The 13,228-nt window shown below is 71.7% G+C and carries 9 protein-coding genes; 2 read left to right on the top strand and 7 right to left on the bottom strand.

Annotation, left to right across the window (positions count from 1 at the left end; all coding sequences use genetic code 11):
- Positions 1–12: 12 nt before the first annotated feature.
- Together fxsT and G4Z16_RS09720 are read right to left on the bottom strand one after the other, a co-directional pair.
- Positions 13–3,051: an FxSxx-COOH system tetratricopeptide repeat protein gene (fxsT, locus tag G4Z16_RS09715; RefSeq protein WP_197350456.1), complete on the bottom strand. Its 3,039-nt coding sequence runs from the start codon at positions 3,049–3,051 to the stop codon at positions 13–15.
- Positions 3,052–3,127: 76 nt separating this feature from the next.
- Positions 3,128–4,312 (bottom strand): aKG-HExxH-type peptide beta-hydroxylase, encoded by a 1,185-nt coding sequence (locus G4Z16_RS09720; RefSeq protein WP_246530764.1) that lies wholly within the window; start codon positions 4,310–4,312, stop codon positions 3,128–3,130.
- A gap of 177 nt (positions 4,313–4,489) precedes the next feature.
- Between G4Z16_RS09720 and G4Z16_RS09725 the strand changes: the two genes are divergently transcribed.
- Positions 4,490–4,639, top strand: coding sequence for a hypothetical protein (locus G4Z16_RS09725; RefSeq protein ID WP_197350458.1), 150 nt, complete (start codon positions 4,490–4,492; stop codon positions 4,637–4,639).
- A 166-nt stretch (positions 4,640–4,805) separates the two neighbouring features.
- Here the strand turns inward: G4Z16_RS09725 and G4Z16_RS09730 are convergent, their stop codons facing one another.
- The 4 genes from G4Z16_RS09730 to G4Z16_RS09745 all read right to left on the bottom strand — a co-directional run bounded on the left by G4Z16_RS09730 (position 4,806) and on the right by G4Z16_RS09745 (position 11,666).
- Entirely contained in the window at positions 4,806–7,850 is a 3,045-nt protein-coding gene (locus G4Z16_RS09730; protein ID WP_197350459.1) for an SAV_2336 N-terminal domain-related protein, read from the bottom strand.
- A gap of 6 nt (positions 7,851–7,856) precedes the next feature.
- Positions 7,857–8,885, bottom strand: a complete 1,029-nt coding sequence (locus tag G4Z16_RS09735; RefSeq protein WP_197350460.1) for an AAA family ATPase — start codon at positions 8,883–8,885, stop codon at positions 7,857–7,859.
- Between the two features lie 73 nt (positions 8,886–8,958).
- Entirely contained in the window at positions 8,959–11,094 is a 2,136-nt protein-coding gene (locus G4Z16_RS09740; protein WP_197350461.1) for a VMAP-C domain-containing protein, read from the bottom strand.
- A 152-nt stretch (positions 11,095–11,246) separates the two neighbouring features.
- Positions 11,247–11,666: a CU044_2847 family protein gene (locus G4Z16_RS09745; protein ID WP_197350462.1), complete on the bottom strand. Its 420-nt coding sequence runs from the start codon at positions 11,664–11,666 to the stop codon at positions 11,247–11,249.
- Between the two features lie 95 nt (positions 11,667–11,761).
- On the opposite strand from G4Z16_RS09745, the gene G4Z16_RS09750 reads away from it, so the two are divergent.
- Complete coding sequence (locus tag G4Z16_RS09750) at positions 11,762–11,944, top strand: DUF6104 family protein (RefSeq protein WP_197350463.1); 183 nt, start codon at positions 11,762–11,764, stop codon at positions 11,942–11,944.
- 42 nt (positions 11,945–11,986) lie between these two features.
- Here G4Z16_RS09750 and G4Z16_RS09755 read toward each other — a convergent pair whose 3' ends face one another.
- Entirely contained in the window at positions 11,987–13,183 is a 1,197-nt protein-coding gene (locus G4Z16_RS09755) for a PucR family transcriptional regulator (protein ID WP_197350464.1), read from the bottom strand.
- Between the last annotated feature and the right edge of the window lie 45 nt (positions 13,184–13,228).

A 13,228-nucleotide genomic window follows, 5' to 3' on the forward strand; every position in this document is an offset into this window, starting at 1 on the left:
GGCGCGGGGCGCTCAGCTCAGGTTCGGCTCGAAGTCCCAGTAGGGACGCACCCGTTGGCGGGCGGACAGCGTGTGCGGATGCTGGGCGCCCAGGGTGCGGGTCAGGCGCTGAAGGGCGTCCTCCTCCTGCTTGCCCGCCTCCGTGTGCTCCCGCACCGCACGCAGATCCGCGGCAAGCGCAACCTGACACGAGAGCGTCAGCGGATGGTCCTCGCCCAGCACGTGCACCGAGCGGCGCAGCGTTTCACGGCTGAGCTCCACGGCCTCGTCCAGCCGTCCGACGAAATTCCGGCCGCACGCGGCGTTCAGGGCGCAGCCCAGCGTCGTCGGATGGTCGTCGCCGAGCAGGACTCGTGTGCCGACGAGCGCCTGCTCGAACATGTTCAGTGCGCCGTCCCTGTCGCCCTCCGCTTGAAGAACGAGTCCTGCATTGGTCTGCATGGCCGTGGGCACCGGGTGCGCCTGGCCCAGCAGCCGCCGCCAGCCGTTCTCGGCCTCGTCGATCAGCTCGCGCGCCTGTGCGAGGTCGCCGGAGCGGCGCAGCTGGTTGCCGTAGTCCGTGATCAGGGCGTAGGTGGTGAAGTGGCTCCGCCCGGCGGCCTGTTCCTGCTGTTCCAGCAGACTCGCCAGCACCGCGCCGCTGTCCCGCTCGGACGTGCCCGCGCGGCGCTCGCACAACAGCAGGTTGTGCCGCGCCCACAACGTCTTCGGATGCTGGGGGCCGAGCACCTGGATGTGGCGCCGGACGCACATCTCCTGCCGGGACAGCGCCTCCTGGTAGCGGCCCATGAGCCGAAGATCGCGGGCGCACGCGTTGGCCGAACTGAGCGTGTCGGGATGGCGGTTGCGCAGCAGTGCCTCACGCCTGCGGAGGGTGCCGAGGTCGACCTCGTACGCCTCGGCGTAGCGCCCGAGCAGGCGGAGTCCGACGCCGAGGTTGTGGTGCGCGAGAAGCGTCGTCCACTCATCGGGACCGAGCAACCGGAGCGAGGTGGAGACGACCTCGCGTTGCATCTGGAGCGCCTCCCCCCACTGGCCGAGGAAGCGCTGATCGGCCGCGAGGCAACTGGTGGCCGTCATCAGCTCCTCCTCGTCGGTCGTGGTGGCGCCCCGCAGCAACTCCAGCCGGGCGCTGTCCAGTTCGTGTGCCTCGTGGAACCGGCCTCCTGCCCGCAAGATGTTGCCCTGCAGCGTGGTGAGGGCCAGCATCGGCGACGCGTCGGGTGCGAGGAGTTCGGACCACCGTTCGCGGATCCGCTCAGCAAGCTCGGCCCCGACGCGGAATTCGCCGCCGTTGAAGCAGTAGCGCAGACAGTTCAACAGCAGGGTCTGCGTGCGGGGTGCCCTGCTGCTCAGCGAGCCGGACGAGCCGAGGTGCGGCAGCAGTTCCGCGTACCGGGGCCAGCTCCTGCTGTCCTGCGGGTTGCCCGGGTCCGCCTCGGCGAGCAGGCCGCGCACCACCTCCCGGTAGACCTCGCGGTCTGCGGAGGCGGTCAGTTCGCCGACGATGCCGTGCACGACGCGGTGCATGTGTACGGACTCCTGCTGCGGCCCGAGTACATCGCCGGAGGCGCCGCGCGAGTCACCACGTGAATCCCGGGCGAGCACCGAGTAGTTGACCAGCGAGTCCAGAGCGCGCGCCCAGGCGGGCAGGTCGGAGGTGATCCAGCGCAGGTTCTCGGGGAGGTCCTCCGCGGGCAGTCCCCGCACGAGGCCCAGTGGGATGCGTCCGGGGGCGAAGGCGGAGCAGAGCGTGAGGAGTTCGACCGTACGGGGCTCGGTCTGCCGGAGCTTGTTGATCAGTATCGACCAGGAGGTGAAGGAGGACTCCGGGTAGTCGGTGAGGACCGAACGGTCCGCGGTCTCGGAGAAGCCGCCCTGCCGCACCATCCGCAGGTACTCTCCGGCCTCCATGCCCGACTCGCCCAGCCACGCCGCGGCCTGAGCCATCTGCAGAGGCACGTCGTTGAACTCCGCCGCGACCTGGTCCGCCTCGTCCCCGGTCACGTGGGGCGCACGGCGCATCAGATAGCCGACGGATTCGGAACGCACGAAGCCGGAGACGTCGACGATGTCAGTGAGGCTGCTCCAGGAGCGGTTGCGGGAGGTGATCAGCACGTGGCCCGTGCCGCCCTGGGGAATGTACTGGGCGGCCTCCTCGGGCTCCTCCCAGCCGTCGAAGATGAGCAGCCAGCGGCTGTAGGGCTCACCACGGCGCAGCGTCTCCCGCACGGCGCGGATGCGCTCACCCGGCTCCGAGCTCTCGGTCACGCCGAGTTCGACGGCCAGCTCACCGAACCGGTCGCGCTGGGTGTTGCGCTGGTCGGAGTTGACCCACCACACGACGTCGTAGTCAGGGCTGAAGCGGTGCGCGTACTCGGCGGCGATCTGGGTCTTGCCGATGCCGGACATGCCGACGAGGGTGCACACGGACGCGCCCTGGCCGGCATCGGTCAGCCGTTGCTGGAGCTGGTTGAGCAGCTCGTCGCGGCCGGTGAACTGCCTGTTCCGGCGGGGCACTTCGCCCCACACCTCGACCGGGTCGCTCGGATAGCGGGACCCGGGGGCGTAGGGCAGTTCGCGCGGTGGCGACGCCGGGGTGAGTGCGAGCCTGGACAACAGCCGCCGCTCGGCCTCCGGTTCGTTCACCCCCCACAGGTCGACGGGTTCCAGCACGGCGGTGGCCGGCAGCAGAGGACGGTTGGTCAGATTGACAGCGGCGAAACGCTCCGCGTTCTCGGCCACGAAGCCGCGCAGCACAGCGTTCCACTCGCCCTCGCGGCGCGGCCCGATCTGGAAGAACCAGTCACTGAGCACCAGAAGCACCTGCCCCCTGGCGAGCAGCAGATCACCGAGCGCCTCGTCCAGCGGCTGATCACGGGACGGATCCCAGCGCTGAAGTGTCACCCGGTGGCCATGACTCTCCAGCCGGCGTTCGATCCAGGTGGCAAACGCCCGGTGATAGCCGGGGTAGGTCACAACAATGTGCTGTGGGCCCTGCCCGGTGTCCCCGGAGCCGTCGCTCTTCTCCGGGTGCCGCTCGTCGGCCATCGGCACGTTCTCCCTCATCGTCGTGGTGGGGCCGGGTCACCGAACGGGCGGTGAGCCGCGGCGAGATTACCGTATGTCACCTACCGGTGACAGGCTCTTGGCTCCGTGGGCGGTACCGTGCTGACCGTTCCGTGAGGCTCGCGAGGTGCCACGCCATGCCGTCGGTGAACCGGCCGCCCTCCGGGGTCAGTTCACCGGAGCCACGGAGCACGACGAGGGCTTCGGCGACCTGGCCGCGATAGGCCTCGCGGCGGGCGCGGGCAGCTGTGCGGGCGTCGGGAGTCGCTCCTCTTCGCGCGGCGAGATGGTGCCACAGGTCGGCGAGGGCCAGGTGGGCGTACGTACCGTGCAGCACCGCGCCGACGGGCCGCGGGTCCGGACGCCATGCGACGTGGTGGACGGCGCGGCCCCCCTCCAGCCGCAGCGGTGTCAGGTCTTCGAGCACGGTGAGCTTGCTGTGGTGGGTCTCGTGGACGAGCACGGCGACAAGTCCCCAAGCGGTTTCCGGCAGTTCGGTGATCACGGCGCCCGGCGCGGAACCCAGCGTGGCGCTGAAGCCGCCCTGCGCGAGCCTCGTGATCGGCACCACGGAACGCACCAGCGCGGCGATCTCCCAGAGCCGGCCCGGGTCGGCTCCCGCGAGCAGGGCGAGCGCCGCCTGCCATCGCGCCGTCCAGTCCCGCGCGCGCCCGCTGTCCGCCGCGGCGCCACCGGTTATGGGCGGTCCGGAACGGTGAGCGGGGAGAGTGCCGGCGCGCCACGGATCCAGGTCGTCGAGCAACGTGCTGCTGCCCGGCAGCGGACGCAGTCCCCGCCAGCCAGGACCCGTCGCGCGGTTGTAGGGGGGCAGCAGCGTGATCCCGCTGCGGCGGTGTGCGGGGGCCAGCCGGAGGCTGCGCGGCCCGGCGACGACGCGGACGAGTTCGGCATGGGCCGAGTACACACCGATGCCGGGGAGGGTCAGCAGTCCGCCGGGGGCGGACAGCGTCATGCGGAAGCCGGTGCGGGTACTCAGCGCCACTGCGGCTGCGAGAGCGCCGAGTACGTCCCCGTCTCCCGGTGGCATGCTCAGGGCGTGCATGATCCATGTGCCCACGGACGGGTAGGCGAGCGCTTCACGGAAGGCGGGCGGGTCGTCCCCCTCGGCCTGCTCGAGCAACCGCCAGTGCCGATTCAGCCGTTGCCGCACCGACGGGGGCACGGCGTGACGCTCCGCGTGCGTGAGCAGGGACTTGAGGAGGACCAGCCGCCTGCTGTGCATCCCGGCCCGTAACAACCGGAGGTCTTCGGGGTGTGGCCTGGTGCGGGCCAGCGACGCGAGACCGCCCGCGGGGACGGCGGAGGGGGCCGTGACAGGCTGCACCTTCACCCTCCCCGCTGACGAGAATTGGCCCGATCACGCCCCTGAGCTTCCCGGCCGGCGGCCTGGGGGCACCGGGTGCCACACGCCACCCTGCTCCCCGCCACCACCGGCCCACATCTCGTCGAACAGCTCGGGACCGCGCAGCACTTCGTCGACCGCAGCAAGCAGAGCGGGGTCCTCCATGACCCGCAGTTCGTGCAGGTCGACGCCCGCAAGATCGGGTAGGGACAGCGTTCTCCCGTCCCGTGACCAGGCCCGGCCGGACGTGCCACTCCCCTGCTTCGGCACCCGCTTCTCCTCCCTGCCGCCTCTCCGGGGAGGCTGCCGCCGCCGGTGCAGGGTTCTTCCCAACACCCTTGCAAGGAAAACCCGTTGGGGCCGAGGGCCCCACTCATCCGGCCTCCAGAGCAGCGATCCGCTCCCTCGTCTCGCGGATCTCGTCCCAGGGCAGTTCTTCGGACAGCTCGCCCGCGAGACGCTGCCACTCGTCGGACGCGGCCCGGTAGTCGGCGAGGGCGGCCTGGGAGCGGTCGGCCCGCCGGTGGAGGTCGGCCCGTCCCATCAGGGCACGGGCCACGGCTACCGATGCCCGAGCTGCGCCGCGTGCCTCCAGAGCCTCGTTGAGCGACCGGGTCAGCGCCTCGCGGGCACGGCCCGGCTGGACGTGGCCGGCGGGGTAGAGCTGCCGGGCCTTCCCGAGCGACAGCCAGGCCTCGGCGCGCAATTGGCCCTCGGGGGACTTGCGGGCGGCCAGTTCGAGCAGATGACAGCCCTCGTAGAGGTCAGGGAGGAACTGCTCACGCTGGTAGCGGGCCACGAGTGCGCCGCCGAGCAGGAGCTGGACGCGGGACGCGAGCGCCCCCTCGGCGGGCGCGGTGGTGAGCGCTTCGCGCAGCAGCCCCTCGGCATGCCCGGACGCCTCCTCCGCCCCGCCGTCGTCCAGCAGCATCGACCCCCACTCCGTGAGGAGTTCCGCACGGTCCAGGCTGTCGCGTTCCGTGAGGGCCTCCGCGGCGGCGAATGCGGAGTCAGCTGCGGAGAGGTCGCCTCCGTCCCTGTGCACACGCGCGCGCCCCCGTGCACAGCGCAGCCGCAGCGCGCCGTCCTCGCCCGCTGCGACCTCGGCCCGGTCCAGATTCGCGAGCCGTTCACTGATCTCGGCTCCGGAGCGGCGCAGAGCGGAGCTGCGGTCGAGCAGCGCTCCGCAGAGCCGGTCGTCCGGCCGTCCGGTCGTGATGAGTAGATCGGCGGCAGCACCCAGTTCGACGGCAGCCTCCGCGGCGACGGAGCGCTGCTCGGCGTGGCCCCCGTCCTCCGTCCTGCACAGTTCCAGCAGCACCCGGCCCAGCCACAGCCGCCGCTCGGCCTCGACGCGCTTGCGCAAGGTCCCGTCCGCGCGCCGCGTACCGCCCGCCGCTCCGCGCAGTGTGCGCACCGCGGCGAGCAGAGGTGCGAGGTCGCCGTCGTTCTTCCACAACTCGTACTGCACACGGGCCAGTTCGAGCCGGATCTCGATCCCGTCGCCGGTCAGCAGGCTCTCCGCCTCGCGCAGCAGCTCCTGTGCCCGTCCCGGACGCCGGCGTACGGCCCCGGTCCTGGTCATGGCGCGCAGCACCTGCCCGAGCACGAGCCGGGCGTTCTCCTCCTCCGCCGCCACGCCGGCCTCGGCGTGGCGGCGTGCCTCGTCGAGCAGCCACGGATCGCCCTGCTCCCTCCAGCGGCGCAGCAGCAGTTCCGCCTGGGCGGCACCGCCGGACGCGTCTGCCGCCGGATCGGGTATGTACTGGCGCACCACGCGTGCCGGGATCTGGGCGAAGAGCTCGTCAGGCACGTCACGGATGTCGGACCGCGCGTCCTCGGCGGGCTCCTCTCCCACTGACCGCCTGCTCAGCCGTGCCACCGCCAGCGCCGGGAAGTTGCGCGTCCCCTTGCCGAAGCGCCGGGTGACGTACTCGGAGAGGTGCTTGAGCACCAACTCGGCCGCACCCTGGTCGAGGGACTGCAACAGCAGTTCCTGCACGCCGTATACGAAGTCGTACCGCGGCCCCGGCGAGTCCTCGACGTCGGGAAGCCGCTCCAGCAGCCCGCTGAGCAGCACCTCCGCCAGCTCCATGGGCCCGGTGTCGGGGAGCATCGCCTCCTGGACGAGCTGGATGACGGGCAGCACCAGCGGTACGGCAGCCAGATGAACGGCGAGATCGAGCGCCCCGGGAGAGGCGGAGGCGCGGAAGGCGCCGAGCAGTTCGCGGGGGTCGGCCCGGCGCGAACCCTGCGGAGCGGGCATCGCGTGGTGCCGCGGCCGCACCCAGGCGGCGGCACCACGCACAGTCTGCCGTCCCTCGCCCCCCAGCAGACGCGCCCAGCTGCCGAGTGCGGCGGGCGTGGGCAGGAGCACGGGAACGGGCAGCGCGTCGGGCGCGGGCGGCGGCCCGTAGCCGTCGGGTTCGAAGGTGACCGGGCCGCCTTGTCCCGTGTCGCGTACGAGCAGCCCGGGTTCGCCCGGCAGGGCCGTGCGCGGCCACAGCCGAGGGGGCAGCGGCTGCACCACCGCCGTCGGCGATCCGCCGGACCAGCGGTGCAGCAACCGCTGAGCGCCGCCGTCCTGCCAGAGCGGCCCCACGCAGTCGCTGACGATGAGCGTCAGACGCCGCCCCGTGGTGTCGCGGTACTGGTCGGCGGGGCGCAGCCGGGTGGTGGAAGGGTCGGGTCCGGTGCCGATGAGCGGCGTACCGCCCTTGCCGCGGTGCAGGCAGAGGGCCTGCACGTCGCGGAAGGCACCGAGGCGTTCGCAGGTCTGGCGGAGCTTGTCGAAGGTCAGCTGCCAGACCGAGGTGGTGGCCGACGCGTCCATCAGCAGCAGCAGTTCGGCTTCGGGCCGGGCTGCCGGCCCGAAGACAGGACGCACGGCACCGCTGCGGGCGCTCAGTTCGGCGCTTGCCGCCTCGTCCAGTACGGAATGCGCGGAAGGCAGGGACGGCAGCCGGGGCCGGTAGCCCAGTAATGGGCGCAGGGCGCGCTGCATCCCGAGCAGGCCCGGCAAGGTGCTGGCGGCGGGGGCACGCACGGGGAAGGCGCTGCCAGGGGCTCCGCCGTGCCGGTCCGGCGCGTACAGGGACACCGTGGACCGGGAGGGGGTCGCTGCCCGCCTCCCCGGGGCCGGGGACCTCGATTCGGGCTCGTCCGTCTCCGGAGCCGGCATCTGGCGGCGGTGCCCGTACAGGTCCCCCGCGGCTTCCGCTGCCTCCTCACCGTCCTGAACCGGAGCCGGTTGCGTCACCTCGCGCGCGCCCGGGTCCGCCCAGCGGGCGAGCCACAGCGCATCTGCCACCTCTTCCGCCGTCGGCTCCCAACCCGCCTCGCGCATGCGTGAGACGAGCGCGGCCAGCCGTGACCCGGCTCGGTGGGGCAGCCCGCTCGGGAGCCCGCTGCGGTCCATCCTCGATCACCTCGGGCGGTCGAGCGGCCGCAGCAGCATCTCGGCGAGACGGTTGCGCGTCACCCGCTCCGCGCCTGCTGCCCGCTGTGTCAGGTACAGAGCGTTGAGCAGTTGGTCCGTGGCGACGACTTGTCCGGCGTCGCGCTCCAGGAAGCGCCTGATGTACTCCTCGCCCTCCACGAGAGCTTCTTCGCCGAGATGGGCCGTGACCATGGCGGCGAGTTGCTTTTCGGTGGGCGGTTTCAGCTCCAGCTGGATGCACCGGCGCAGCAGCGCGGCAGGGAAGTCGCGCTCGCCGTTGGACGTCAGGACGATGAACGGGAAGGTCGTGCAGCGGACCAGGCCCCCGGTCACGGCCACCTTGTCGCCGTCGTCCGTGAGCACGTCGCTGACCGGCTCCCGGTCGGCGCTGCGCTCCAGCTCCCGGATCGTGAACTCGCCCTCCTCCAGCACGTTCAGAAGGTCGTTCGGAAGGTCGATATCGCTCTTGTCCAGCTCGTCGACGAGCAGCACGCGGGGCAGCGCATCCTGGCCCTCGCGTTGCGGCAGCAGCGCCGTGCCCAGCGGACCCAGCCTGATGTACGAGCCGATGGGGGGCCGTTCGGCCCGTTCCCCGCCGACGGCCCTGTCCAGCTGTACGTCCTGGAGGCGGCCGATGGCGTCGTAGTGATAGAGCCCGTCCTGGAGAGCGGTTCGGCTGACGATGGGCCAGCGCAGCACCCGTCCGAGACCCAGCTCGTAGGCGACGGCATGTGCGAGCGTCGACTTGCCGGTGCCGGGATTGCCGGTGACCAGCAGCGGCCGGCGCAGATACAGCGCCGCGTTGATCGCCTCGACCTCTTCGGGACGCGGGTGCAGGTTCTCGACCAACTGCCGCTGCACGCCCAGCCGTCGGGCAGCCCCGCGTTCGTCCTCGGCGTCGCCGCTTCCGGAGCCGCTCGAGAGGGTGAAATCCCTCCAGGGCGGCGGGTCCGGTAAGTGCCGGGCGCCGTCGTGCGGGAGGCCCGCTCCCCGGTAGATCCGCCAATCGCTCACTGTGAGCTCCTCGCTGTTCCGGTCCGGTTCGGGGGTCGTCGTGACGTCGGTGTATGCGGGTGGGTGCCCGAAGCTACGGGCGGAGCGGGGGTGCTCGGAGCGGTTCGTCGGCAAGTTGCGGTCCTTGCGGCGGATCGTAAAGGAGAACCAGCTCTCCGGCCCGGGAAGTTGCGATCTTAGAGTCGTCAGGACCGGCATTCCGGTTGCGCAGATCGCGTACGAGTTCGCGCAGGCTCTTCGGTGCTCCGGCGGAGACCGCGGAACGGAGCAGCTTCGCGGCGCGTTCCTGGAACTCTCCGCAATCCGCGTGCTCTTCGTCGCATCGCCGCCACATGACCACCGGGTACCCAGCCCCCAGCGCAACACCCAGAGCCACGGCGCCCTGACCGCTGCCGGCCCGCGCGCAGTGCACGGGCACGGCATGCGGTTCGGCGCTGCGCAGCCTTCCGTATGCGGCCAGCTCGCTCTCGCGCTGGGTGTGGTGAAGCCCCTCCTCCCCGCCACCCGGAGCGCCCAGGCACAGCGGGACCGCTGCCATGTGTCCCTTCTTGATGACTCGCCAGCGCTGGTGCCACTCCGGGATGGGTTCCGCCTTCATCCACCGGTGCCGGTCGCGCAGCGCGACCGTCCGCCGGTGCCCCAGCGGCAGGGTGTGGGGACTGAACGGCTCGTCCGGGCCCGCCACCTTGGCCCGCCACATTTCCACCGGCTCGTCGAACAGCGCGCGCGGCAGCATGAAATCCACCGCTGCCAGATGTTCGCCGATGTCTCCCTTGTCGAGGGCGTCGGCGAGGGCGGCGCGGATGTCACGCTCCAGCTCGCCGCGGGGCACGCCCGTCTCGTTCTGCCGGACGGGAGCGACCTGACCGTCCTCCTGGACGAGCTTGATCCGCCAGGGATGCGTGCCGTAGAGGTCGGGGTCGATCTCGACGAGCACGTCGGCGTAGGAGGAGCGGGGACGGGACACAGCCGTCGCGGAAACCAGGATGTCCCGCACGAGCTCCCTGTCGAGGCTGTTCGGCAGGGTCACCGCGGCGTTGCCGACCCAGGCCTCCAACTCCGCGAGAGGGCTGGGCCGATGACCGGTGTGCTCCTCGTGAGGCACGGCACGGGGCCGCGGCACCGTGCTGCGGCCGGGCCCGGACAGGGCCCGGCACACCCGCGCGGCGTACAGCACCACGGCTGCCCGTTCGCGGTCGCGGCTGCCCTCGCCGCCGCGGGCGCCGCCGTCGTGCATGTCGTAGAGCAGCCCGACGCCCTCGCGCCAGCTGCGCGGTGCGTGGACATGGAGCCGGAACGTCTCCCGCCTGACGTCGCGGCACGCCCCCTCCACCATCTCGAGCACCTCGCCGGCACTGACCGGCGACGGCAACTCGGCGAAACGGCCGAAGAGTTCCGCGCGATCGTAGGCGGTGAACCCGCTCGCGTACCCGCCCGGGTCGCGTTGCTGCTCCCGCACGTACTGCTCTCGCGGCCAGCTCCAGTCGAGGGCGAGATAGCGCTCCAGATGGTGCCGGTCGTGAGCGCGCAACGCCTCCCGCCACACCGCCGCCTCGCGCGCTCCCGCCTCGCAGAAGCGACCCAACGCGGTGATCGGTGTGGCCCGCGCGATCTGGCCGTCCCGGGCGCGCCCCTTGCTGACACCGATGACGCTGCCCCGGTCACGGTCCACGACGGGGCCGCCGGAGCAACCCGGCGGCAGATATGCGTCCTCCAGCATCATCGGCCCACCGGTGCCGGCACTGGCCCGCCCCGTCACCTGGATGAAGTCCACCGAGCCACGGCTCAGCGCGGACGAGTAGCCGGACAGCTGCACGTTGGAAGAATTCAGTGCCGAACGATCGCTCAGCCAGAGGCCGTTGGGATGGGGAGCGCCGGCCGTCTCCGGGACACGGACCAGGGCCAGGTCGGGATCGTCCCAGGGTGAAGACCCGTCCTCGGCACCCGAGGGACGTGGAAGTCCGCACGCCAGCTCGCCGGTGATCATCTCACCGGACTCCAGCGTGATGCCGATGACGCGCTCACCGCTCCACACGGCACCCCTCCCCTTGGCCACCACGTGCGCGCTCGTCAGGACCCAGCCCGGCGCGATGAAGAAGCCGCTTCCCCAGAACTCCGCACGCGGGCCGTCGTCTTCGCGGTCATACCCCTCGCCGGGTACACCAATCCGTACGACGGCTGAGCGCACGGCGCTCTCGACGGCGCTCACGAGACACGCATGGCGCACGACAGCAGACTGGTTCGTGCCCCCCTGTCCGGCAGTGCGTCAGCCCGTGTCCCGGGCCCCCCGTTGAAGACGACGCCGACCATCGCCACCCCCGTTCCCCGATTCCTCCTGGCTGAGGCATGTGAGCCACAAGATTACGCGTCGGACGCCGCGTTTCCGCCCAAGTTTCCGGCCTCAGGGCCGCCCTCGCCGCAGGTGGGTTCCGGCCGTTTCCACGTGAGCGTCACTGAGATCGCACCCTTCACCTCGCCGTCGGCCAGCACGGCAACGGCCTTGCCCGGTTTGGCCATGACCTCGATGCCGAACGTGGCGCTCACCTCGTCGGGGCGCGCGGACCTCGCGGCCTCCAGCACGGTCGAACCGACCCCGCTGACAAGCTCGTTGAGCCGTTCGACGCGCGTGCCCAGCCGGTCCGGCGCCGCTGTGTCCTCGAACTCGGACTCCTCCTCGTACACACCCGACGTGCCGGGTAGCCGCCCCGGCTGCAGCACACGGACGGATGCGAGCACTCTCTCGCCGCCCGGCAGTTCGATCTCCTGGATACCCCGTTCCACAGGTCCCCTCCACGCTTCTCGCGGCCGTCCCGCAGCGGACAGTCTGCCGCCGATAATCTTGGGACGGCACAGTCCACCGTTTCCAGGAGCGCTCCTTGTACTTCACCGACCGCGGCATCGAAGAGCTCAGCAGCCGGCGCGGGGAGGAGGAGTTCACCTTCGAGTGGCTGGCGGAGCAGCTGCGGACCTTCGTGGACCTCAATCCGGACTTCGAGGTCCCCGTCGAGCGTCTGGCCACATGGCTGGCCCGGCTCGACGACGAGGACGAGGAGGACTGACCGGAGAGGTTGCGGCTCAGGGCTCCGGACCGGAGCTCCTCCCTACCTCTCCCCGCTCTCCCGCGCCCGCAGCGCGAGCGCCAGGAGCGCCGCGTCCTCAGGGCGGCGGATGTCGCGCCCCGTCAACTCGTGCAAGCGTGTGAACCGCTGCTGCACGGTGTTGCGGTGGCAGTAGAGCGCCTTCGCGGTCTCCGCGATGGAGCCGCTTCCGGCCAGGTGCACCCGGACGGTGTGCAGCAGCCGGTCCGTCTCGCCGGGCGGCGTGCCGTCGCCCGTCAGGCCGCCGAGCACGTCGTCCGCCAGGTGCGCGGTGAAGTGGCCGGCCCTGTTGACCAGTACGTCCAGCCACGCGTCGGCCAACCGCAGGGGCCCGGGCGCCGATTCGGGCAGCGCCCGCACGGTGGCGGTGGCCAGCTCGACCGCGCGGGGCACCGCGGCGAGCCCGTCGGCGACGGGTGAGACCCCGCACCGCACGCCTTCCAGTCCCGCGAGCACGGTCTCCTCGGTGACGCGGGATCCCAGCTGGACGATCAGCAGCGCAGCCGAGGAGACGGTCTGCCGCTGAAGCGTGGCACCGGCGGAGCGCAGCGCGGCTGCCGCGCCGTGCAGTCCCTCCCCCGGCCCGGGCCCGGGGAGGGCGGCGACGCACAGGAAGCACGCGGCGGGCGCGAAGCCGAGTGCCAGGCCCGCGTCGCGCACCACGGTCGGGTTGCGGCCCGCGCTCTCCAGTAGCCGGTCGAACCAGAGCCGCCGCTCGTCCTCGCGCTGCCGGCCCATCTCGAGCACGGTGCGCTGGTATGCGGTCATGATGCCGGTGACGTGCGCCTCCACCGCCTCCCACACGTGGTACGCGGAGGCCACGAGCAGCACCTTGTCCTCGTCGTCGGCCCGGGCGACGAGCGCGGCCCACACGACCCGGAAGTCCAGCCGGGCCGCGGCGAGCAGCGAGTCGAGGGGCACGCCCTGCCGGGCGCGGCGTTCGCCGATGCGCTCCGAGATCCCGGCGAGCTCGGCGGGCACGGGCAGTTCGGCGACGGTGCGCAGCAGCAGCTCGAATGCCTGGAGCGCGGTCTCGCGGAAGTCGTCGTCGGGGACGGAGTCCGCGTAGTGCTCGCGGAGCGGCCGGACGGTCTCCAGCCAGTCGCCCAGGAGGCCGTCGATGCCCTTGAGGCATTCAACGGCCAGTTCGGCCGCGCGGGGATGCGGGGCCGCGGCCGTGGGATCCGCCTGACTGTGCACATGCACAATTGTGACGCTCAGGTCCGCGATACTTCAACGTTGGTC

This window comes from Streptomyces bathyalis, assembly GCF_015910445.1.
Lineage (GTDB): Bacteria > Actinomycetota > Actinomycetes > Streptomycetales > Streptomycetaceae > Streptomyces > Streptomyces bathyalis.